Below are 21304 nucleotides of genomic sequence, written 5' to 3' on the forward strand. Positions count from 1 at the left end.
CACCTCTCGAGCGGGAGTACGACCCGACTCACTCTAGTAGGCGTTCTGTAATTGTTTCAATGTTGCGTTTGCCACGGAGTATGAAGTGGCGGCTCAGGCCCGGCGGGCCCGGGTGCCCACCGGGGGCATCTGGATGCCCCGGGGCCGAGCGTGGAGGGACCAGTACGCGGCGACGACCAGCAGGCCCACGGCCAGTAGCGTCCACAAGGCGGCCCACACGATGGAGGGCACGTAGGTGACGTCGGCGAGCAGCGCCGCGTCGCTCTGCGCGCGCACGGTGCTGTTCCAGAGGTCATCGCGAAGGTCGAACACCGCGTACAGCGCGGTGAAGGCGGCGATGAAGAGGTTCAGGAGGTCCACCGCGCCATCCGGCAGCCACTTCGCGCATGCGCCCATCACCACCGCGGTGCCCACGCAGAAGGCCAGGGTGAACATGTCGCCCGCGTACAGCAGGCCCATGATGACGAGCCACGCGGAGGCGGCCACGAGGACGCCCCGGCGGAGCTGGAACCGGAAGGTGGCAATCAGCAGCCCGGCCCCGGCCACCGCGCTCCCCAGGTAGCCTCCCGAGTACAGGACGACCTGTCGCAGCACGCCCGGTGGGAGGCGGGACATACACAGGCCCCCCTGGTCGGCCATCAGGTGGATGCGGTCCACGGACCCACCCAGCAGCAGGGTGGCGAGCGCGTGCCCGCTCTCGTGCATCATCACCACCAGCACCTTGAGGGGCCACAGGACGGGCGAGTCCCAGAAATACCAACCCACTCCCAGCATGGCGAGCAGGAGGGCCAGGCGGCCGAGGTCGAGCTTTGCTCCGCTGGCGGTCCTCATCGTTTTCCGGGCCTCCCCTCCATCAGACACCCCAACACTTAAGCTCGGTCCCTCTTCCCGGGAAACTCCTGGCTTGCCGCGAAGCGTCGGACCCTCCGAGGGGGTCGCCTCCGGGCGCCGGACGGGGTAGGGAGTTCTCCATGAAGAAAGCGCTGCTCCTGCTCTCGCTCGTGGCTGCCCCGGCTCTGGCCGGGGAAGGGAAGTGGACCCCCCAGCAGGTGCTGGACCTGGACCCGGCGTGGCTTCGCGCCCAGGGGCTCCAGGTCTCTCCCCGGAAGCTCTGGGACCCCAAGCGTGGCACCGGCCTGCTCGCGGGCGCGGTGAACGTGGGTGGGTGTACCGGCGCCTTCATCTCCTCCACGGGCCTGGTCATCACCAACCACCACTGTGCCTTCGGCGTCATTCAGGAGCACAGCACGCCCCAGAGGGACCTCATCACCCAGGGGTTCCTGGCCTCGGAGCGCAAGGACGAGCTGCCCGGAAAGGGCGCGCGGGTGCAGGTGCCCCGCAGCTTCACGGACGTGACGGCGCAGGTGCTCGCCGCGGTGCCCCAGGGCGCGGACGACCTGGTCCGCTACAAGGCCATCGAGCGCAAGCAGAAGGAGCTGGTGGCCGAGTGCGAGAAGCGCCCCGCCACGCGCTGCCAGGTGTCCACGTTCGACGGCGGCGTCAACTACACGCTGGTGGACGCGGTGGAGCTGGTGGACGTGCGGCTCGTCTACGCGCCGCCGCGCGCGGTGGGTGAGTACGGCGGCGAGGAGGACAACTGGATGTGGCCGCGCCACACTGGTGACTTCGCCATCGTCCGCGCGTACACCGCGCCGGATGGGGCCTCGGCGCCGTACAGCGAGAAGAACGTGCCGTTCAAGGCGGAGTTCTTCTTCCCGCTGGCCACCGAGGGCGTGAAGCCGGGCGACTTCGTGATGGTGCTCGGCTACCCGGGCCGCACCTACCGCGCGCTGCTCGCGGAGGAGATGGCGGAGCGCCAGTCGCGGCTCTACCCGCGCATGCGCGACGTGTTCGGCGAAGCCATCCGCATCCTGGAGGAAGAAGGTGACAAGGACCCGGCCGGGAAGATCGCCGTCGCGTCCACCGTCAAGAGCCTGCACAACGTGCACAAGAACGCGGGCGGGCAGCTCGCGGGTCTCAAGCGCGGGAAGCTGGTGGAGAAGCAGCACCAGTCCGAAGCGGACGTGGCGGCCTGGGCCGGCAAGAACAGCGCGAAGTGGGCGAGCGCCCTGACGGCCCGCGACGCGCTGCTGGCCGAGCAGAAGGCGAACACGAAGGTGTTCGAGCGCGAGTTCCTGCTCGGGTCGACTCCTCGGCTGGCCCGAGGCCCCGCGCTGGCGGTGACGCTGTCGCGGCTGGCCGCGGAGCGCGCGAAGCCGGACCTGGAGCGCCGCCCGGAGTACATGGAGCGCGAGCAGGCCCGCATCAAGGACCGCCTGGAGCGCGAGCAGAAGAACGTGTTCCTGCCCGCGGAGAAGCGGCTGCTCATGGCCTATGTGCGGCGCGCGCAGGCGCTGGGCGCGGACGAGCGCATCGCCGCCGTGGACAAGCACTTCGGCAAGGTGTTCGTGGAGAAGGACGTCGCCGCGAAGGTGGACGCGCTCTATGCCGTCACCCAGGTGCTGACGCTGTCCGAGCGCATGAAGATGGCGACGGAGACGGCCGCGCAGTTGGAGGCGCGCAAGGACCCGATGCTGGCGTTCGGCGCGGACCTGGCGCGGGAGCTGGAGGCGCTGGACGACGTGGGAGACCGTCGCCAGGGCATGTCGCTGCGGCTGCGTCCGGACTGGCGCAAGGCGGTGCTGGCGCATGCGGGCAAGCCCGTGGCGCCGGATGCGAACGGGACGCTGCGCGTGACGTTCGCCAAGGTGCAGGGCTACTCGCCGAGAGACGGCGCGGTGTACACGCCGCAAACGACGCTCGCGGGCATGCTCGCCAAGCACACCGGCGAGGAGCCCTTCGACGTGCCGGAGCGCGTGTCGAAGGTCGCCGAGTCCAAGCGGTTTGGCGCGTGGGCGGACAAGAAGCTGAAGGACGTGCCGGTGAACTTCCTGGCGGACGCGGACACGACGGGTGGCAACTCCGGCAGCCCCACGGTGAACGGCAAGGGGCAGTTGGTGGGCGTCAACTTCGACCGCGTCTGGGAGAACGTGGCCAACGACTTCGGCTACAACCCGGACGTGGCCCGCAACGTCAACGTGGACGTGCGGTATGTCTTGTGGATGTTGGACCAGGTGGAGAACGCGGACACGCTCTTGAGGGAGCTGGGCGTGCGCAAGGGCCCGCCCGTTGCGGGGGAGACGCGCTGATGACAGACCCGGCGGACGCCGCTCCGCCCCTGCCCACCTTCCGGCCGGAAGAGCAGGTGTGCGGCAACTGCAAGCTGTGGAGCCCTCACTCGGTGGATGAGCGCCGGGGCTGGGTGGGGCCGTGTCGGCTCCAGTCCTCGCGGGGCATGTTCCCTCCGTCCGCCCCCATCTGTGACAAGTACGCGCCCCGAGGCACGGCCGTGGCCCCGGCGGCGCATTCTCCTTCGCGCGAGCGGACCGCGCGCAGCGTGGCCCCGGTGGTCATTCGCCGCCGGGTGGACCCCAACGAAGTCGTGGACCTGGAAGGGCTGAACATGACGCGTGAAGAGTTGATGGACATCTTCCGGGAGGCGTCCGGCCTGACCGACGCGCCCCCGCTCGCTGGCAAGTGGGAGGGCGGCATGGTGCGCCTGGTTCCGGGCAACCCGGAGCTGCAGGCCAAGGACCTGCCCATCGACAGCCTGTTCCACAAGGTCGTCATGGTGCGCGACAGGCTTCGCGTGCTCGAGCAGAAGCTCAATGCCCACCCGAAGCTGTCCGATGCGGAGAAGGTGGAGATGCAGAGCTACATCACCCGCGTCTACGGCTCGCTCACCAACTTCAACGTCCTCTTCAAGGACAAGGGTGACCAGTTCGTCGGCGCGAAGGGTGACGAGTAGTCGAATAGTGTCGATTTGACACGAAGGTGGCGCCGGGTGTTGACTGGCGCCATGTCCTCGACTGGCAGACCGGCGGACCACGCGGAGCGGATGTCGCGAGCCCTGTTGTCGTTGGAGGGGCTCTCCGTGGGGGATGGCTTTGGCGAGCGGTTCTTCGCGGCGCGGAGCCTGGTGGCGGAGTGGGTGGAGGCGCGCAGGCCGCCTTCCCCTCCGTGGCCGTACACGGACGACACGGAGATGGCGCTCTCCATCGTCCAGGTGCTCGACGAGCATGGGCAGGTGGAGCAGGAGCGGCTCGCGCAGCTCTTCGGCAAGCGCTACCGCGCCAACCGCTACCGGGGTTATGGCGGCACGGCGCTGGATATCCTCGAGCGCATCCACCTGGGGATGCACTGGCTGCCCGCGTCGTCCCAGGTCTTCGACGGCACGGGGTCCAAGGGCAACGGCGCGGCGATGCGCGTGGCGCCGTTGGGTGCCTACTTCGCGGGCGACTTGCGGCGCGCGGCGGACGAGGCGCGGCTCTCCGCGGAGGTGACGCACTACCATCCGGATGGACATGCGGGCGCCGTGGCCGTCGCGGTGGCGGCGGCGTGGGCGTGTCAGGACGCGGCGACGCGCGGGCGTGCGCGCAACCTCTTCGACGTGGTGCTGGAGTACACGCCGAACGGTGCCACGCGGCGCGGGCTGGAGAAGGCTCGGGGCTGGTCTCTGGAGACGACGCCGACGGCGGCCGCGAAGGAGATGGGCAGTGGCTTCCAGGTGTTGTCGGAGGACACGGTGCCGTTCGTGGTGTGGTGCGCGGTGCGGCACCTGGAGCACTACGAGGACGCGTTGTGGTCCACGGTGTCCGGGCGGGGCGACATGGACACGACGTGCGCCATGGTGGGCGGCATCGTCGTGCTCGTCACGGGCAGGGCGGCGATTCCCGCGTCGTGGCTGGAGGCTCGGGAGAAGCTCCAGCTTCGGGCGCTGGAGTAGCGCCGTGGGCCTCAGGGGTGGTGGCCGCGCTCTTCCATGAGGCCGAAGGTGCGCTGCCGGGCGCGGTGCAGGGTGCTCTTCACGGTGCCTTCGGGGATGCGCAGCAGGCGGGCGATTTCGGGGTAGCTGAGGCCGCGCACCTCGCGCAGGTGGAGGACCTGGCGCTGCTGCTCGTTGATTTCCTGCATGGCGTCGGTGAAGTGGCGCTGCAGCTCCGCGCCCACGGCCTGGACTTCGGGCGTGAGGGGCTCGGATGGCTCCAGGCTGAGTCGCTCGCGGCGCTTGCGTGCGCGCAGCCAGTTGATGCTGCTGTTGACCATGACGCGGTGGAGCCACGTGGTCCAGGCCGCGCGTCCGCCGTAGCCAGGAGACTTCCAGGCGAGTCGGGCGAAGACGTCCTGCACCACGTCCTCCGCATCGTCCGCGTCGCCGACGATGCGGCGGGCGATGGCGAGGGCGCGGGCACGGTGCTCGTTGTAGAGCTGGGTCAGTGGCGGAAGGTCGATGACTGCGGCGTGCATCACGGGTGGGCTCCTGAACACCCCAGCGGGGACCTCCTTTGGAACGAACCGGTCGCGAAAAGGGTCTATCGGCCCGTGGCGGTGGGATTTTTCCACCGCGCATCTATCGGTACGGACAGGAGCCCGGCGCCGGGTTTCCGCTCGTACTTCAGGGCATGAAGGTGGGTAGGCTCACGGTGTCCTGGGGCCGCGTGGCGCGGGACGTGGGCGGGGTTCACGGGGGGGCTGACGGCCGGGTCGAACGCCGCCTGGCTCCGTGTCATCCACGGAGGAAGGTCGTGGATGGACAAGAAGATGAGGCTGGGTGGTGGGCGGGGACTCGTTCCGGATTCCGCCCCTCGAGGTCGATCTCGCGACGGCTTCGACGGACATCGTCATCGTCGCCGACTCGGGGTTGGGCGTCGTCAAACGGGAACGGTTCCACACGCACGTCGATGCGGCGCCGCGGTCCGAGCGATTCGCGGTGTTGATGCTCGACGGGCCCCGCGACACGGTGCGCCCGCCCTTCATGACGCCTGAAGGGCGGGGCTGTCGCGGGCGCTACTCCTGCTCGTCCTGCTTCGTCAGGCCCCAGTCCTTCAGGCGCTTGAACAGGGTGGAGCGAGCCACGCCCAGCTCGCGAGCCACGCGCTCGCGGTTGTTGTTGTACCGGCGCAGCGCGGCCTCGACGATCTGCCGCTCCAGCTTCTCCAGCATCTGCTCCAGCGTCATCCCAGGAGGCAGCTCCGGCACCGCGATGCCAGTCTCCTTGTTCATCTCCTGGTCGAACGTCAGGTCCGCCGCGTCGATGACCGGGCCCTTGCGGAACAACAACGCGCGGTGCACCACGTTGCGCAGCTCGCGGATGTTGCCCGGCCACATGTGTCCGCGGAGCCGCTCCACCGCCGCCGCCGAGAAGCTCACCGTCTGCCCTCGCGGCGCGTACACCTTCACGAAGTGCTCGGCCAGCGCGGGCAAATCACTCTTGCGGCTGCGCAGGGGCGGCAGGTGCAACGGAATCACGCAGAGGCGGTAGTACAAATCCTCGCGGAACTTGCCCTCGCGAGCCGCCGCCAGCAGGTCCAGGTTCGTCGCCGCCACCACCCGCACGTCCACGTGCATGGGCCGGCTGGCGCCCACGCGCTTGATTTCTCCGCTCTCCAGCGCGCGCAGCAGCTTCGCCTGCAGGTCCAGCGGCAGCTCGCCAATCTCGTCCAGGAAGAGGGTGCCGCCGTCGGCCTCCTCGAAGGCGCCCTTGCGCGCGTTCGCCGCGCCCGTGAAGGAGCCCTTCTCGTGGCCGAACAGCTCGCTCTCGATGAGCTCCTTGGAGATGGCCGCGCAGTTCACTGGCACCAGCGGCTTGTTCGCCCGCTGTGAGCACTGGTGGATGGCCTTCGCCACCAGCTCCTTGCCAGTGCCGGACTCGCCCAGAATCGTCACGGCCGCCGTGGAGGGCGCCACGCGCTCGATGAGGTCCGCCAGCCCCTTCACCGCCGTGTCGTTGCCGATGATGCCGTGGAAGGAGGCCACTTCCTTCTTGGACCCCGTCGCCGCCACCTCCAGCACCAGCTCCGTCTCGCCCACCCGCAGCGTGGTGGGCAGCGTGACTTCCGCCTCGAACAGCCGCACCGGCCCCAGCCACGTGCCGTTGGTGGAGCGCAGGTCCACGACGTGGAACGTGCCTTCCCGCCGCGTCACCTTCAGGTGCTTGCTGGAGGCGAACCGGTCCTGGAGGACCAGGTCACAGCCCGCGTCCTTGCCCGCCGTGAAGCTGTCCCCGGTGAGCCGGTGCACCGACTCGTTCAGGCCCTGCTTCACGCGCACCTGCGCCGGCTGCCAGCGCGGCACCTGCGCGTCCTTCTGGATGGACGTGGTGTGGCCCACCTCGGTGGCGACATCCGCGCCCTCGCCGCCGCCGCTCAGGCGGAACACCGCGCGCCACTGACCGAGCACCAGGTCGGCGCCGTCGGGCAGCTCGGCGTCGGTGACGGACGTGCCGCCCACCACGGTGCCCTTGCCGGAGAGGTCCTGCACCCGGCACCGCGTCCCGTCCCACAGCAGCGCCACCTGCTGACGGCTCACCTCCGGGTCCGGAATGGCGACGTCGCTCTGCTCGCCGCGCCCGAGCACCAACCGTGCCCGGTCCACGCCCACCCTCAACACCTCCTCGCCACGACGAAAAAACACCAGCTCCGGCATCCACGACCCTCCTGTGCGCCCGCGCTTTACACGTCCCGGCGCGCTGACTTCAACCCCACGCGTCGGGTTGGGCGCGCCCCCAGGTGCCGCGTGCTACCGACGGGGCAGGAAGGTGGGCCGGTTGAGGAAGCCGCCGAGCCTGGCCGCCCGGAAGCTCGGGTCCTTCTTGTCCGGGGGGAAGATGGTGATTCCCGCCGCCAGGAGGCCCAGCCGCTTCTGCGCTTCCGGGTCCAGCCGGAGATTCACATCCATGGCGGGCTCGCTGTACTCCAGCCGCTTGCCCAGCTTCAGCGTGCCGGTGGCCAGCGCCTCCACGTCCTCGCCCTTCAGCCGCAGCTCCTGCACCGTGCCCAGGCCCTTCTCGAAGTTGATGCGGCCCACCAGCGCGCCGAGCGCCACCTGCGGCAGCTCCATGGGCATCGAGTTGCCACCGCCCATGGGGATGGACGCCTTGCCGCCCTTGATGATGAGCCCCTGTGAGTCGAGCGTCAGCTCGCCGTTCGCCTGGGACAGGTCCGGCTCCGGGCTCTTGCCCTTGGGCAGCGTCAGCGCCAGCACGCCATTGAGCTCGCCATCCAGGTCCATCCCGAGGAAGGCCGGCAGGTTGCCACCACTGGCCTTGAGCCCGTCCAGCTCCGCGCGGACCTTCATGTCGCCCAGCCAGCCCATGGAGCCCGCCACCGTTCCACCCAGTGCGTTGGCGCGAATGGCCAGCCCCGGCGGGAAGAGGGTGGGGCGCACCGCCACGCTGTCGATGACCACCGCCTCGCCCAGCTCCGCGGCGCCCGGCAGGGTGCCCTCGCCGCTGACGAGCATCGCCAGCGTCTCCGCGCTCAGCGGCTGGGGCGGCTTGCTCACCCGCACGTTGGTGGCGGTGACACCCGCCAGCCCCGGCCTCAACGAGCCGATGCGCACGGCGAGCCCCGCCTGCGCGGCCTCCGAGACGAGGCGCGTGCGCACCGTGTCGTACGGGAAGGTGATGAGCAGGCAGAGGATGAAGGCCACGAGCGCGAACGCGCCGTAGCCCAGGATGATCTTCCAGCGCGCGAGCTTGGTGTCAGAGGACATGGGTTATTGCTTCATCCGGTAGGTGGCCACGGTGGTCCACGCCGTCAGCGTGTCGTTCGGCCTCGGTTCGATGCGCAGGTACTTCACCTTCACCACGCCAGGACCGCTCTCCACCGTGCGCATGAAGTCCGTGAGCTTGCGCAGGTCCACGTCGGAGAACGTCAGCTCCACGGAGCTCTCCATGATCTTCCCGTCACCCACGCCCACGTCGCCCTTGGGCGTCATGTTGGGCACCTGGAGCCCGGCCGCCGTGGCCTTGTCCTCGATGTAGGTGATGAGCTGCACGTTGCTGGACGTCAGCTGCGTCTCCACCGCCTGCCGCGACGCCTGCGCCTCGCGATAGCTGGCCGCCAGCGCCTGCACCTCCTGCAGCTTCGCCAGCTTGTCCTGCGTGCGCTTGCGGTAGCCGGACGCGGTGTTGGCGAACGTCATCAGCACCGCGAACACGACGAACACCGCCACCGCCGCGCCGGCGATGGACACCATCCGCCGCTCACGGTCACTCAACCGCTCGAACCACGTCTGCACCGGCGCGAGCACTTCCTGAAGCCTGGCCATGACTAGCTCTCCCCCCCTTCCGCACCAGGGCACTGCACCTGCACGTCCAGGCGGAACGTCACCTTCTGCCCGTCGCGGGTGCGCTCCACCTTGCCCTGCTTCACTTCCTTGAAACACGCGTGGTTCTTGAGCGCGTTGGACAGCGTATCCACCTGCTTGGAGGAGTCCGTCTCTCCCTGCAGGATGACGCGGTCCGTGTCGATCTGGATTCGGTCGAACTTCACCGGCAGGTCCGTGGGCACCTTCTGCGTCACCTCCGCGAGCAGGTTCACCGCGGACATCCGGGGCAGCGCCGCCGCCGGGCTCTCCACGCCCTTGAGCAGGTTCAGCGCGCGGTTGTAGTCCTTCTCACACTTGCCGAGGATGCGCTGGGTCGTCTCGCACAGCGCCGCGTCCACCTGCGCCTCGCGCCGCGACAGCACGGAGTTGCGCACCACGCCGAAGGCGATGAGCAGGAGCAGCAGCGTGGCGGCGAAGGACGCCAGCAGGCCCAGCTTGTCCTTCACGTAGTCAAAGTCGCCCTTGAAGGCGAGGTCGTCGCGTCGGTAGTTGAAGCGCGGCGCACGCGCGCCCGTGGCGTTGCCTCGCAGCGCCAGCGCGTAGGCCTGCGCGGCGGACGGCTGCTCCGCGGAGGGAACCGCTTCCGAGGTGTCCGCGGGAAGCGCCAGCACTCGCACCGGCAGGTTCAAGTCCCGGGAGAGCTGCTCCGCCAGGCCCGGCATCCGCGCCGAGCCGCCACACAGCACCAGCGCGCCCACCTGCTGGCGACTGCGCGCCGTGTAGGCCTTCAGGGTGGGGCGCAGCTCGCGCAGCACCGGCTGGAGCCCGCGCACGAAGGCCGCCGCCGCGCGCTCCGCGTCCGGCCCCTGCGCCGCGCTGGCCATGGCCCCGTGCTGCTCCTTCCAGTGATGCGCTTCGGTGAGCGAGGTCTGGAACTCCGTCGCCAGCGCCTTGCTCAAGTCCTTGCCGCCGCCCGCGAAGGTGCGCGCGAACTGCACGCCCGTGCCCGGCCGGCCAATGGCCACCGAGGTGCGCTCGTGGCCCATGTCCACCACGGCCACCACGCCGCCCTCGCCGCTGCCCTCGAAGAGGCTGGCGGCCTGCTGGAGCATGTTCTGGTAGGCCAGCGCCGGGTGCGTGACGATGCGCGGGTCCACCTTCAGCTCGCCCAGCAGGTCGAGCAGCGACTTCAGCTCCGCCCTGCGCACCACGCCCACCAGCAGGTCGCTGGCCTTCTCCTTGCCGTCCGTCTCCTTCTGGCCCACGACCTGGTAGTCGTAGACGACGTCGGAGATGTCGAACGGGAGCAGGCTGCCAATCTCGAAGGGCAGCGTCGCTTCAATCCGCTTCCCGTCGGAGAACGGCAGGCTCAGCGAGTGGGTGATGAGCGCGGGGCCGGGCAGGGCGACCACGACCTGGTCGGCGTGACCCGGTGGCAGCTTGCCAATCAGCTCCTGCACCGCGGCGCGCAGCGTGTCGGCGCGCTCGCCCTCCTGGGCGCGGCGCACCTCCACGTAGCTCCGGGTGGCGTGTCCTTTCGTCCGCGCCTCCAGCACCACGCCCTTCACGGAGTGGCTGCCCAAGTCGAGGCCAAGAATGCGGGCCATGCTATTCCTCTCTCCAGTACAGGAGCCTGCCCAGCGTGTCGTCCAGCCGGACCACTGCGGTCAGCGTCTTCTGCACGTTGCCCGCCTCTCCCACGGATTTGATGGTGAACGTCTGACTCTTGTCGCCGATGAGGCGATTGCCCGCCACGTTGGACTTCACGGCGGGATTGACCACGATGCCCGCGCTCTCCACCACGGCGACGAAGTCCTGCACGCCCATGCCGAAGAAGCTGAACATGCGCGCGCTGCGGATGCGGGTGATGAGCTCGTTGAGGAACACCGGGTCCTTCAATCGCGGGTCCGGCCGGGCCGGGTCCGCCACGGACATGATGGCCAGCCCCATCATCACCGGGTCATCCGTGTTGATGTTGGGCCGGGAGTTGATGTCCGGGTACACCGTGAGCCTGTCACGGAACGCCGACATGAACTGGTCATTCACCCCGTGCACCCGGTACAGCTCGTCGATGCTGTCGAAGCGCGCGTTCTTCGGCTCGTAGCTCGGCTCGTAGCGACTGTAGGGCGAGCCCTCATCGGAGAATCCGGAGGGCATGGGGTTGACGGGGTCCGCCGGGTTGATGGTGGAGCCCGTCTCGTCGTCGTCCGCCCAGTCCTTGATGGCCAGCATCACTTCCCGCGGATTGCCGCGGACCTTGTTCGCGTCGTCGCGCTCCCAGAGGAACTCGAAGCGCTTGTCTTCGAGCATGTCCAACATCCGCAGCGCCGTGGGAAGCGCGTCGCCCGCGCCCGCCACCAGCCGGTGCACGTTGAGCTTCTCCTCCTCGTCGGAGATGGTGGACAGGAAGCAGCCCTCGAAGCCGCCGAACGAGCGGCGCGTCATCTGCTGCGACATCTCCCGCGACGCCGGGTCCTCGCCGTCCTTCATGTCGAAGTTCGGGTCGTCCTCGTCCACGGGGGCCAGCGGCGGAGCATCGTTTTCGGGCTCCAGGCCCTCGCTCTTCACCATGCCCTTGAGCATGTGGCAGTCCACCCGCGCCATCTTCCAGAGCTGGAGGTTGAGCGACGTCGGCTGCGGGGTGTTGCCCTGATTGCCCTGGTTGCCCATCAGGCTGCCCAGCAGCGACGCGGGGTTGGGGATGGGCGTCTGGTCCACCTGCTTCTGGAAGCGAAGCAGGAGCCGCGACAGCGCCACTCCCGAGCGCGCCATGTAATACGCGCGCACCTCGTCCCGCTGATTGGCCGCGAGTTGGAGATCGACCCGGCTGTTGTAGGCGAACTCGGTGGCGATGACCGTCAGGAGCGCGATGGAGACCACCGCGATGATGAGCGCCACGCCACGCGGGCGCCGCTCCCCACCAGGGCCGCGCGCGGCTCCGGACGTGGGCGGACTGGGACGGCGCCGCCGGGGCGTCTGCTGGAAGAAGGGCAGGGGCATCAGTACCTCGGCAGCTCGGTGTTCAACATGATGCGCGCCTGGGTGGAGTAGCGCGCCTCCTTGCCCGTCTCGTCCACGGCGGTAATCGACATCCGCACGCGCGTGGGCAGGATGGTCTTCTGCTCCGTGCGGCGGGTGTCCCACTCGTCATCCCATTCCTTCTTCTCGGAGTTCCAGTACTCGAACTCCAGCTTCTTGGCGCCCTCGAACAGCACGTCCGTCGTGCCGCCCCGGTCCATGCGGTCATCCACGTTGGGATTCACGCGGCGCTTGAGGTCCACGCGGCCCTTGGCGGCCCGGTCGTCGGAGGCCTCCAGGAAGTACTCCACCACCGCCTGGTCGGACTCCTTCACGTCCGTGTACAGCCGCTGGTGGGCGAACGTGGTGAACAGCAGTCGGTCGCTTTCGCCCACGAAGTTGGTGGGGCGGTCCTGCTGGTCGCGGAAGCGCTTCAGGTCGAACCTGTCGCTCACGTACGCGGAGCCAATCTCCCGGGCCATCCGGTTCATCGCCACCCGGACCTGCCGGTAGCGGTCCGCGTCCTCCTCCACAGACTCCTTCGCCGTCAGGCCCGTCTGGAAGGCCATGGCCACCACCGTGCCCATCAGGGCGGTGATGGCCACCGCCACCATGACCTCCATCAGCGTGAAGCCGCGCGCGCGCCCGGTCCTCATCGGTCGTTCCTCTGCTGCATGCCGGGGAAGTTCGGAATCGACGGACGACCGCCTCCGAAGATGCCGCCGCCCGGGGTGGGAACGACGCCGCCGTTACCGCCGCCTCGCTGCGGCTGGCTGCCGCCATTGGCGCGCTGCAGCCACTCCGAGCGGCGCATCAGCGGCTTGCGCGTCTCCGGATGGAGCATGGTGCCGTTGGGGCCGGGGATGGGGTTCTGCACGATCATCCCCGGGCTGTCGGGGTCCACCCACTGGTTGTCGGCGCCCGGCGTGGTGCCCTGCGTGGCCGTGAAGCCGCCGTTGCGGTCCGAGCCCGGCCCGAGCGACACCACGTGCGTCACCAGGTCGATGCTCTCCAACTGGGTGCCCTCCTGCCAGTACACGGTGAGGTGCACCTCGCGCACCGTCTGGGTGAGCTGCTGCACCATCTGCGTGAACATGGGCTGCGCCATGCCCATGGCCGCGCCCCCCAGGCCTCCGCCCGCGGGCTGCGGTCCACCAGAGGCGCCGTCCTTGCCGCCACCGGCACCTCCGCCGAACAGGCTGGCGATGCCGCTCATCGGGTCATCCGAGTCCCCGCCGCCGATGGGCAGGTTGAAGAGGGCGCCGATGAGCTGGTCCGGCGACACGCCGTCCAGCTTCGGGGCGATGATGCGCGCCTTCCACTTGAACTGGGACCAGCCCTCGTCGGAGAAGTCGCCGGACTCCTCGTCGTCGTCGGGCGAGAAGCCGTCGTCGTAGAGCTTCTGCTCCACGTCCGTCATCTTCGCGCGCGCCAGGAGCGAGGCCACCGTGAGGCGCTTGGTGTAGACGTGGTTGGACACCGCGCCCGCGTTCAGGTCGAAGATGGCCATCAACGCGAGGCCCAGGATGGCCAGCGCCACGACGACTTCCAGCAGCGTGAAGCCCGAGGAGCGCCTCATCGCGGCACCTCCAGCACGTCGTTCGCGATGGTCACCTTGCCGGTGAGCGGGGACACGTCCAGCGTCCAGGCGTTGTCGCCCTGGCTCACGTACACGTACGCCTTCTCCGTGTACCCCTGCGGGAAGAAGTAGAGGTACGCCACGCCGTTGTCGACGGCCTCCTTCTGCTGGCGCGTCCACACCGACACGCGCACGTCCGCGGGCAGGTCCCTGGCCGGCACTTCCTCCGAGGTGAACGAGGAGAAACGCGCCGCGTTCTGCACGCGCTCCTTCTCTCCGTCCATCAGCTCCTGCGCGCTGGGCGCGTCTCCGCCCGAGGCCACGTAGCTGCGGCGCTCCTCGTTGCCCTGGGTATTGCCCCGGTTGGAGCGCCGGGCCTGCTCGCGCTCGCGGTTCTCGTCGCGCAGGGCGGTGTCGCGGTCCCTGGCCGTCGTCACCGCGCTCTCCGCGCACTCGGCATGGTAGCGCGTGGCCTTCTCCTCCTTGGGGTCCGGAATCTCGAAGACGAGCCGGCACGTCTTGCCGCGCAGGGCCGCCGAGTCGTAGAGCGAGCGGATGGTGCCCGCAAGCTCCCCCGCGGCGCCCTTGGCCTTGGCGCCCGTGAGCGAGCCGATGCCCATCACCGCCGCGGAGAACAGCATCGCGACGATGATGATGGCGATGGAGATCTCGATGAGCGTCAGGCCGCGCTGGGCTCGGTGGAGCGTGCGCCGCCCGGTCGCTGTCCTGACACGCGTCATGGTTGCCCCCAGTCCGTCAGCACGCCCCCGCTGCTCAGGTCAGCGTCCGTCCCCACGCCGCCCTTCTTGCCGTCCGCCCCGTAGGAGATGACGGCGCCATTCCTGCCATCCATCCAGTAGACGTACGGGTGACCCCACGGGTCCAACGGCACGGAGTCGATGAGCTTCGCCTCGATGAGCGGCGTGAAGCCCTGCTCCTTCGACGGGAAGCGCCCCATCAGCCGGTTGTGCGCCTTGAACAGGCCCTCCAGCTTGCGAATCTCTCCGCGCGCCCGGCGCTGCTCCGGCACCAGCGAGCGGTCGTCCGTCACGTAGACGAGGACGAACGCCAGCACGGTGGCCACCAGGAAGATGGCCGCCAGCAGCAGCCGCCCCTTCGTCTGGGGGCGCAGGGCCCCCGCGGGCGAGGGCATCTGGGATGGAAGTGAGGTTTGCACGTTCATACCCGAAGCCCTGTCAACACGCGGGGTGCGCTACTTCTTCACTTGTTCTTGGCGGAGGCGCCGTCCGCGGAGGAGATGTCCGCGTCGTTGCCCTCGCCGCCGGCGGTGCCGTCCGCGCCGTAGGAGATGATGACGGGCTTGCCGCCTTCGTTCAGGTACACGTAGTCGTTGTTCCACGGATCCTTGGGCATCTGCTCCAGCGACTGGGTCTCCACCAGCGCGTTGAGGCCCGAGGACGTGTCCGGGTACTTCCCCTTCTTCGTGTAATAGAGCTTCAGCGCGCCCTGGATGCTCTTGATGTCCAGGGAGGCCCTGTCCCTTCGGGCCGCCTCGAGCTGCGGAATCACCGCCACGCCGACGGCGGCGGCGATGAGGCCGAGGATGGTGATGACCACCATGATTTCGATGAGGGTCATGCCGCGGCGGTTGCGGCGGCGGCGCTGCTGCGAGTGGGTGTTCTGGCTCATGTCTGCTCTCACCTCGGGGTGACTTTCTGGCAAGCCACCGCATCGTGTTCAGGACTTCCTGTCAGGGTGCCCGGGGCCCGTCCACCACCCCTGCGGGCGGCACGGGGGCTCGGGGCCCGTAGAGTCGGGCCCCCACCGTCACCAGCGCCGCCGCGAGGGCAATCATCGCCGCGAGCGTCGCGCGCTGAATCCAACGGTCGAGCGTGTCATTCGTCATGTCCCTGGCACCTCACCGGATGGCCGAGTTCACCTGGAGAATCGGCAACAGGATGGAGAGGGCGACGAATGCAATCACCGCGCCCATCACCACGATGAGCAGGGGCTCGAGGAGCGAGGTGAGTGCGCCAATGCGCACGTTCACCTGCGTCTCGTAGTTGTCCGCGACGTTGGTGAGCATGTCCTCCAGCTGTCCGGAGCGCTCTCCAATGGCGACCATGTGGTACACCAGCGGCGGAAACTCCCCGGAGCGCTTGAGCGGAGTGGCGATGCTCTCGCCCTCGCGGATGGAGTCGCGGGCCTTTTCGATGACTTCGGCCAGCACGGTATTCGTCATGATGGCCTTGACGATGTCCATGGCCGCCAGCAGCGGGACGCCGCTCTTGAGCAGCGTGGACAGCGTGCGGGCGAAGCGGGAGATGGACAGCAGGCGGACGAGGCTGCCGACGACGGGCGCCTTCAGCACGAAGCGGTCCCACTTCGGCTTGCCCTTGGGGCTCTTCGTCCAGCGCATGAAGAGCCACACGCCCAGGGCCATCATCGGCACGGCGACGAACCACCAGTTCTGGAAGAAGTTGCTCGTGGCGATCAGGATGCGCGTGCTCAACGGCAGCGTCGCCTTCATCGTCTCGAAGATCTTGGTGACCTTCGGCACCACGAACACCATCAGCGCCACGAGGATGCCGCCGCCCACCACCATCATGATGGCGGGGTAGAGCATGGTGCTGAGGATCTTCTGCTGCAGCCGGGCCTGGTTCTCCGTGAAGTCGGCCAGGCGCGTGAGCACCGCGTCCAGCGCGCCGGACGCCTCGCCCGCGCGCACCATGTTCACGTAGATGTTGGGGAAGATTTTCGGGTGCTGAGCGAGCGCGTCCGCCAGCGTCGAACCCTCGTTGACGCGCTGCTTGATGTCGGAGAGGGCGCGCTTGAAGCGCTCCTTCTCCACCTGGTCGACCAGGGCGGTGAGCGACTCCACCAGCGTGACGCCGGCGCCCAGCAGCGTGGACAGCTGCCGGGTGAAGATGGCGACGTCGTCGGTGTTGACGCGGCCCCGGCCCAGCTTGCGCAGGTCGATGTCGCGCGACACCTGCGCCGCGTTGGCGCCCTTGGACACCGCGCCCCGGCTGCCTTCCGCCTGGGCCAGCACGTCCGTGAGGAACACGCCGTCGGCGCGCAGCTTGGAGCGCAGCGTCTTGGGCGAGTCGGCTTCCAACAGGCCCTTGATCTGCTTGCCCGCGGAATTGAGACCTCTGTACTCGAAGACCGGCATGGCTCGATGACCCCGGCCCCTCCCAGGGAGGAGCTGTCGGTTACATGTCCTCCTGGGTGATGCTCAGCACTTCGGCGATGGTCGTCTCGCCCAGCGAAATCTTCCGCGCGCCGTCTTCCAGCAGGGTGATCATCCCCTTGCTCGTGGCGGACTTCTTGATGGTGGAGGCGTCCACGTTCTTCAGCACCAACTGGCGCACGTCGTCGTCCACGGGCAGGAACTCGTAGATGCCCGTGCGGCCGCGGTAGCCGTTGCGGTTGCACGTGGGGCAGCCCACGGCCTTGTAGATGCGGTCCGTCCCGTAGCGCGCCTTGAACGAGGCGAGCGAGTGCCCCAGCTCCTTCAGCTCCACGTCCGTGGGCTGGTAGGCCACGCGGCAGTCGGGACACACCCGGCGCACCAGTCGCTGGGCGAGGATGCCGGTGAGCGACGAGGCCACCAGGAAGGGCTCCACGCCCATGTCCACCAGACGGGTGACGGCGCCCGCGGCGTCGTTGGTGTGCACCGTGGAGAGCACCAGGTGACCCGTGAGGGAGGCCTGGATGGCGATCTCCGCGGTGTCCTTGTCGCGAATCTCGCCCACCATGATGACGTCCGGGTCCTGGCGGAGGAACGAGCGCAGGCCCTGGGAGAAGGTGAGGCCGATCTTCGGGTTGATGGCCATCTGGCCAATGCCCTTGAGCTGGTACTCGACCGGGTCCTCGACGGTGAGGATGTTCAGGTCGGAGGTATTGATCTTCGACAGGGCGCCGTAGAGCGTCGTCGTCTTGCCGGAGCCCGTGGGGCCGGTGACGAGGACGATGCCGTGCGAGCGCTTGATGACCGCCTCCATCGCGTGGAGCGTCACCTGGCTCATGCCAATCTCCGCCAGGTCCAGGAGCGTCGCCGTCTTGTCCAACAGACGCATGACGATGCGCTCCCCGTTCGTGGTGGGGATGGTGGACAGACGGATGTCGATGTCGCGGCCGGCCAGCTTGATGCGGATGCGGCCGTCCTGCGGAAGGCGCTTCTCCGCGATGTTGAGCTGCCCCATCACCTTCACGCGGCTGACGATGGCGTTCTGGTAGCGCTTGGGCGGCTTGATGACTTCCTGGAGCACACCGTCCACGCGGAAGCGCACGAGCAGCTCGCGCTCCATGGGCTCGATGTGGATATCGCTCGCGCGCTCCTTGGCGGCGCGGAAGAGCACGGAGTTCACCAGCCGGATGACCGGTGCCTCGTCGTCCGTGTCCAGGAGGTCCTGCGGCTCGTCCAGCTCGTGGGCGAGCGCGTCCAGGTCCTGCGTCTCCATCTCGTCGACCAGCTGCTCGGCCTCGTTGATGGAGCGGTCATAGACGCTGTTGATGGCGTCGGTGATGGTGGAGGCCAGCGCGAGCCGGGGGCTGATGCTCTGCCCCAACAGCAGCCGCGCGTGGTCCATGGTGGACGTGTCCAGCGGGTCCGCCACCGCCAGCACCACCGCGTCACCCTCCACGGACAGCGGGAGGATGTGCGACTGCTTGGCGAAGTTGATGGGGATGCGCTTGACCAGCTCCGCGTCCACCTCCTCCGTGAAGATGCGCGCCAGGTAGGGCAGGTCCAACTGGTGCCCCAGGGCCTTGACGACGTCCTCCTCGGAGACCGCCTTGAGGCCCACCAGCACCTCACCGATGCGCCCACCCTTCTCCTCCTGGGCGGCGAGCGCCTCGTGGAGCTTCTCCTCGGTGAGCGAGGGGACGAGCGCGCGAAGGATTTCCCCCAGGGGCCTTCCGCAGAGGAAGGCCTGCCCGTGGGCGACGACCTGGGTGGAGTCGTTCCGGGCGGTGGCCGCGCCGGGCGCGGCGGTGGCGAGGGTGGGGTCGGCGGTCACGTTCATGGGCTCTTAGTTCCCCGATTCAGGCTGGATGCGCAGGCGCTCTGGCGACGCGTCTCCGGAGGACTCCGGAGACGGCGCTTCGGGCGTCGGGGCCGCGGGGGCTGACTCTTCGGAACCCGCGGGGGGCGGAGCCACTTCCCGCACCTCCGGCTCAGGCGACGGGGCAGGCGTGGGCCGCGTGGACGGCGCGGAGTCCTGGCGAGCAGGCGAGGAGGAGCTCGGACCGATGACCTTCTCCCCGTGGAGCCCGGGGCCGCCGTTCTCCGCGCGGTTGCGCTCCCGGATGACGGCCTGGTTCATCCGCGACAGCGGACCGGGCTTGCGGCTGAAGTCCACCGCCACGTCGTAGCCCGGCACCTGGCCGTAGAACTGCTCCACGAACTGCTGCCGCTCCTTCATCTTGCGCTCGAAGATGGTGCGGAAGTCCTCCGGGCCCCGGATGATGTAGGGCGTCAGGAACAGCAGCAGGTTCGTCTTCGTCTTCTTGCGCGACGTCTCCCGGAAGAAGTTGCCGATGATGGGGATGTCGCCGAGCACCGGGACCTTGGTGACGGACTCGATGGTGCGGTCCTGCATGATGCCGCCCAGCACCACCGTCTCCTGGTCCTTGGCGATGACCGTCGTCTTCGCGCTGCGCTTGCTCGTCGTCGGACCGAGCACCGGGTCATTGGAGGCGATTTCCTCCGTCTGCTCCGTGATGACCATGCGGATGTAGTCGCTGTCGTTGATCTGCGGTTTGACGGTCAGCTTCAGCTCCACGTTCTGGCGCTGGATGGGCGCGTACAGCGAGCCCAGACCGCCCAGACCGGCGAGCAGCGACGGATTGAGGCCACCCGCCGCCCCGCCAGCGCCGCCCACCTGGGAGCCCAGCGAGGAGGGCGAGAAGCCGGACTGGAAGGGCACGTTCTGGCCCACCGTGATTTCCGCCTCCTCGTTGTCGCTGGTGAGGATGTGCGGCGTGGAGAGCACGTTGACGTCGGAGCTCTGCTGCATCGCGTGCAGCACCACGCCGAAGGCGGGGATGTCCAGGCCCAGCTTCTCCAGCGCCGGAATCACCGGACCCTGAAGGCCCGCGAGGAAGCCGCCGAAGGACGCCAGGTTCGCCAGGCTCAGCGAGGGCGGAAGGCCCTGGCCGCCGTTGTTGGTGCCAATCAGGCCGGGCGCCGCGCCGCGGTCCGTCTGGAGCGCGAAGCCGCTGTGCAGGTTGACGCCGAACTCGGCGTTGCGGTCCAGGTTCACCTCCATGATGACGGCCTCGACGAACACCTGGCGGCGCGGCGTGTCGAGCTGCTGGATGACCTGGACGATGTTCTTGTAGTCCGTCTGGCTGGCGACGATGACCAGCGAGTTGGTGCCCTTGTCGGCCGAAATCTTCACCTCGCCGCTGAACAGCTCCGCGGCCTGGGTGGTGCCGGCGGGACGCGGGGCGCCCTGCGGCATGTTCGGCATCGGCGAGCGCGGGCGGTTCGCGGTGCCCTGGGCCAGCGACTGGAGCGTGCTGGCCAGCTCCTCCGCGTTGGCGTTCTCCAGGTAGTAGACGTTGATGCGACCGCCCGTGCCGGAGGGGATGTCGATCTGCGTGACGATGTCCTGGATGCGCTCGAACGCGGCGGGGCTGGCCACGATGATGAGCTTGTTGGTGCGCTCGTCCGGGATGATCTGCGACAGCGTCACCGGTCCGGCGGACGCCTCCTGGCCGCCCGAGGCGGGCTGGGCAATCACCTCACCACCGGGCTGTCCGGCGGGCGGCACGCCCTGCGTGAAGGTGCCGGGCCGCTGACCGGGACGGGCGCCCTTGGCCTCGAAGAGGCGCTGCACCGTGGTGGCCACGTCCTGCGCGGAGGCGTACTGCACCTGGATGACCCGCAGCTCGTCGCTGGCCGCGCGCGTGTCCAACTGGTCGATGAGGCGCTCCAGTCGGTGGATGTTGGAGCCCACGTCGTTGACGATGATGGTGTCCGGCGGATACGGGATGGTGTCGCCGTCCTTGGAGACCAGCTGCTGCAGTACCCCGCGCAGGGGCTCCACCTCCACGTTGCGGATGCGGAACAGCTTGGTGATCATCTGCTCGTTGGTCGTGTACGGCTGGCCATCCTCGACGATGGTGGGGATGGGGTTCTGCTTCGCCGAGCGCTTGTCGACGATCTTCATGAACCGGCCGTACTGGTACGCGGCGAGCCCGTTGGCGTCGAGTGAGGCCAGGAAGGCGGAGTAGAACGCGTCGGCGTCCACTTCGACGCGGCCGTTCTCCGGGCCGATGATGGAAATCTTTCCGCGCACGTTCTCCGGAAGGATGAACGTGCGGCAGGTGGCGTCGGCGACCGTCTGGACGAGCTTTTCGATCTCCACCTTGTCGAAGTAGATGCCGTAGCGCGCGTTGCGCCGGGCCTCTTCGCACGTGGGCGTACGCCGGGAACCCTGATTGGACTCGTCGGCGCCCGGGGGCGACGACTGGGGAGTGATGGTCCGCTCACCCGGCGCTGAAGGCGCGGAGGTGCCGGGCGGAGGGGGGCGGCGCTGCGCCTGCGCGGGGACGGCGAGCGCGAGGCACAGGCAGAGCATCCAGGACGGGAGCGTCTTCATGGAGGAGCGGGCGCGGCGTGGG

At 68.7% G+C, this 21304-nt stretch carries 19 protein-coding genes; 3 read left to right on the forward strand and 16 right to left on the reverse strand.

The window, feature by feature from the left end; genetic code table 11:
- Positions 1-93: 93 nt before the first annotated feature.
- A complete protein-coding gene (locus HUA76_RS20300; RefSeq protein WP_141643856.1) occupies positions 94-831 on the reverse strand; it encodes a M50 family metallopeptidase in 738 nt (245 codons plus the stop codon).
- Between the two features lie 140 nt (positions 832-971).
- Between HUA76_RS20300 and HUA76_RS20305 the strand changes: the two genes are divergently transcribed.
- Genes HUA76_RS20305 through HUA76_RS20315 form a run of 3 tightly spaced genes read left to right on the forward strand, consistent with a single transcriptional unit; the run spans position 972 to position 4786 of the window.
- Positions 972-3149, forward strand: a complete 2178-nt coding sequence (locus HUA76_RS20305) for a S46 family peptidase (protein ID WP_174461825.1) — start codon at positions 972-974, stop codon at positions 3147-3149.
- Entirely contained in the window at positions 3149-3808 is a 660-nt protein-coding gene (locus HUA76_RS20310) for a hypothetical protein (protein WP_174461826.1), read from the forward strand. Before HUA76_RS20305 ends, HUA76_RS20310 begins: the two co-directional genes overlap by 1 nt.
- A 51-nt stretch (positions 3809-3859) precedes the next feature.
- Positions 3860-4786, forward strand: coding sequence for an ADP-ribosylglycohydrolase family protein (locus HUA76_RS20315; protein ID WP_217439892.1), 927 nt, complete (start codon positions 3860-3862; stop codon positions 4784-4786).
- Between the two features lie 11 nt (positions 4787-4797).
- On the opposite strand, the gene HUA76_RS20320 is transcribed toward HUA76_RS20315, so the two are convergent.
- The 15 genes from HUA76_RS20320 to gspD all read right to left on the reverse strand — a co-directional run bounded on the left by HUA76_RS20320 (position 4798) and on the right by gspD (position 21282).
- The gene (locus HUA76_RS20320) at positions 4798-5307 is read right to left on the reverse strand and encodes an RNA polymerase sigma factor (protein WP_174462007.1); all 510 of its coding nucleotides are present in this window, start codon (positions 5305-5307) and stop codon (positions 4798-4800) included.
- A 540-nt stretch (positions 5308-5847) separates the two neighbouring features.
- The gene (locus HUA76_RS20325) at positions 5848-7485 is read right to left on the reverse strand and encodes a sigma 54-interacting transcriptional regulator (RefSeq protein WP_141643860.1); all 1638 of its coding nucleotides are present in this window, start codon (positions 7483-7485) and stop codon (positions 5848-5850) included.
- 93 nt (positions 7486-7578) lie between these two features.
- Positions 7579-8553, reverse strand: coding sequence for a type II secretion system protein GspN (gspN, locus tag HUA76_RS20330; RefSeq protein ID WP_141643861.1), 975 nt, complete (start codon positions 8551-8553; stop codon positions 7579-7581).
- 3 nt (positions 8554-8556) lie between these two features.
- On the reverse strand, positions 8557-9111 hold the full coding sequence (gspM, locus tag HUA76_RS20335) for a type II secretion system protein GspM (protein ID WP_141643862.1): 555 nt from the start codon (positions 9109-9111) through the stop codon (positions 8557-8559).
- 2 nt (positions 9112-9113) lie between these two features.
- Positions 9114-10718, reverse strand: coding sequence for a pilus assembly protein PilM (gene pilM / locus HUA76_RS20340; RefSeq protein WP_174457163.1), 1605 nt, complete (start codon positions 10716-10718; stop codon positions 9114-9116).
- A 1-nt stretch (position 10719) separates the two neighbouring features.
- The gene (locus HUA76_RS20345) at positions 10720-12111 is read right to left on the reverse strand and encodes a general secretion pathway protein GspK (RefSeq protein WP_141643864.1); all 1392 of its coding nucleotides are present in this window, start codon (positions 12109-12111) and stop codon (positions 10720-10722) included.
- Positions 12111-12785, reverse strand: coding sequence for a type II secretion system protein J (locus HUA76_RS20350; protein ID WP_141643865.1), 675 nt, complete (start codon positions 12783-12785; stop codon positions 12111-12113). The genes HUA76_RS20345 and HUA76_RS20350 overlap by 1 nt, the downstream gene beginning before the upstream one ends.
- Positions 12782-13708, reverse strand: a complete 927-nt coding sequence (locus tag HUA76_RS20355) for a prepilin-type N-terminal cleavage/methylation domain-containing protein (RefSeq protein ID WP_174457162.1) — start codon at positions 13706-13708, stop codon at positions 12782-12784. The genes HUA76_RS20350 and HUA76_RS20355 overlap by 4 nt, the downstream gene beginning before the upstream one ends.
- A complete protein-coding gene (locus tag HUA76_RS20360; protein WP_174457161.1) occupies positions 13705-14448 on the reverse strand; it encodes a prepilin-type N-terminal cleavage/methylation domain-containing protein in 744 nt (247 codons plus the stop codon). Before HUA76_RS20360 ends, HUA76_RS20355 begins: the two co-directional genes overlap by 4 nt.
- Positions 14445-14861: a type II secretion system protein GspG gene (locus HUA76_RS20365; protein WP_254614350.1), complete on the reverse strand. Its 417-nt coding sequence runs from the start codon at positions 14859-14861 to the stop codon at positions 14445-14447. Before HUA76_RS20365 ends, HUA76_RS20360 begins: the two co-directional genes overlap by 4 nt.
- A 68-nt stretch (positions 14862-14929) precedes the next feature.
- The gene (gene gspG / locus HUA76_RS20370) at positions 14930-15358 is read right to left on the reverse strand and encodes a type II secretion system major pseudopilin GspG (protein WP_141643869.1); all 429 of its coding nucleotides are present in this window, start codon (positions 15356-15358) and stop codon (positions 14930-14932) included.
- Positions 15359-15419: 61 nt separating this feature from the next.
- Positions 15420-15575: a hypothetical protein gene (locus HUA76_RS20375; RefSeq protein WP_174457160.1), complete on the reverse strand. Its 156-nt coding sequence runs from the start codon at positions 15573-15575 to the stop codon at positions 15420-15422.
- 12 nt (positions 15576-15587) lie between these two features.
- Entirely contained in the window at positions 15588-16844 is a 1257-nt protein-coding gene (gene gspF, locus HUA76_RS20380) for a type II secretion system inner membrane protein GspF (RefSeq protein WP_141643870.1), read from the reverse strand.
- Between the two features lie 40 nt (positions 16845-16884).
- On the reverse strand, positions 16885-18699 hold the full coding sequence (gspE, locus tag HUA76_RS20385; RefSeq protein WP_141643871.1) for a type II secretion system ATPase GspE: 1815 nt from the start codon (positions 18697-18699) through the stop codon (positions 16885-16887).
- A 6-nt stretch (positions 18700-18705) separates the two neighbouring features.
- Complete coding sequence (gspD, locus tag HUA76_RS20390) at positions 18706-21282, reverse strand: type II secretion system secretin GspD (RefSeq protein WP_174457159.1); 2577 nt, start codon at positions 21280-21282, stop codon at positions 18706-18708.
- Positions 21283-21304: the final 22 nt, after the last annotated feature.

The sequence above is a fragment of the Myxococcus sp. CA056 genome (assembly GCF_013336715.1).
GTDB lineage: Bacteria > Myxococcota > Myxococcia > Myxococcales > Myxococcaceae > Myxococcus > Myxococcus llanfairpwllgwyngyllgogerychwyrndrobwllllantysiliogogogochensis.

What these genes read in the sequence shown, in the direction of transcription:
- HUA76_RS20360 (WP_174457161.1), bottom strand. Translation starts at nt 14,448, where the DNA reads ATGACGCGTGTCAGGACAGCGACCGGGCGGCGCACGCTCCACCGAGCC.
- gspD (WP_174457159.1), bottom strand. Translation starts at nt 21,282, where the DNA reads ATGAAGACGCTCCCGTCCTGGATGCTCTGCCTGTGCCTCGCGCTCGCC.
- HUA76_RS20305 (WP_174461825.1), top strand. Translation starts at nt 972, where the DNA reads ATGAAGAAAGCGCTGCTCCTGCTCTCGCTCGTGGCTGCCCCGGCTCTG.
- HUA76_RS20350 (WP_141643865.1), bottom strand. Translation starts at nt 12,785, where the DNA reads ATGAGGACCGGGCGCGCGCGCGGCTTCACGCTGATGGAGGTCATGGTG.
- HUA76_RS20345 (WP_141643864.1), bottom strand. Translation starts at nt 12,111, where the DNA reads ATGCCCCTGCCCTTCTTCCAGCAGACGCCCCGGCGGCGCCGTCCCAGT.
- pilM (WP_174457163.1), bottom strand. Translation starts at nt 10,718, where the DNA reads ATGGCCCGCATTCTTGGCCTCGACTTGGGCAGCCACTCCGTGAAGGGC.
- gspE (WP_141643871.1), bottom strand. Translation starts at nt 18,699, where the DNA reads ATGAACGTGACCGCCGACCCCACCCTCGCCACCGCCGCGCCCGGCGCG.
- HUA76_RS20320 (WP_174462007.1), bottom strand. Translation starts at nt 5,307, where the DNA reads ATGCACGCCGCAGTCATCGACCTTCCGCCACTGACCCAGCTCTACAAC.
- gspN (WP_141643861.1), bottom strand. Translation starts at nt 8,553, where the DNA reads ATGTCCTCTGACACCAAGCTCGCGCGCTGGAAGATCATCCTGGGCTAC.
- gspF (WP_141643870.1), bottom strand. Translation starts at nt 16,844, where the DNA reads ATGCCGGTCTTCGAGTACAGAGGTCTCAATTCCGCGGGCAAGCAGATC.
- HUA76_RS20365 (WP_254614350.1), bottom strand. Translation starts at nt 14,861, where the DNA reads ATGCCCTCGCCCGCGGGGGCCCTGCGCCCCCAGACGAAGGGGCGGCTG.
- HUA76_RS20315 (WP_217439892.1), top strand. Translation starts at nt 3,860, where the DNA reads ATGTCCTCGACTGGCAGACCGGCGGACCACGCGGAGCGGATGTCGCGA.
- gspG (WP_141643869.1), bottom strand. Translation starts at nt 15,358, where the DNA reads ATGAGCCAGAACACCCACTCGCAGCAGCGCCGCCGCCGCAACCGCCGC.
- HUA76_RS20355 (WP_174457162.1), bottom strand. Translation starts at nt 13,708, where the DNA reads ATGAGGCGCTCCTCGGGCTTCACGCTGCTGGAAGTCGTCGTGGCGCTG.
- gspM (WP_141643862.1), bottom strand. Translation starts at nt 9,111, where the DNA reads ATGGCCAGGCTTCAGGAAGTGCTCGCGCCGGTGCAGACGTGGTTCGAG.
- HUA76_RS20300 (WP_141643856.1), bottom strand. Translation starts at nt 831, where the DNA reads ATGAGGACCGCCAGCGGAGCAAAGCTCGACCTCGGCCGCCTGGCCCTC.
- HUA76_RS20325 (WP_141643860.1), bottom strand. Translation starts at nt 7,485, where the DNA reads ATGCCGGAGCTGGTGTTTTTTCGTCGTGGCGAGGAGGTGTTGAGGGTG.
- HUA76_RS20375 (WP_174457160.1), bottom strand. Translation starts at nt 15,575, where the DNA reads ATGACGAATGACACGCTCGACCGTTGGATTCAGCGCGCGACGCTCGCG.
- HUA76_RS20310 (WP_174461826.1), top strand. Translation starts at nt 3,149, where the DNA reads ATGACAGACCCGGCGGACGCCGCTCCGCCCCTGCCCACCTTCCGGCCG.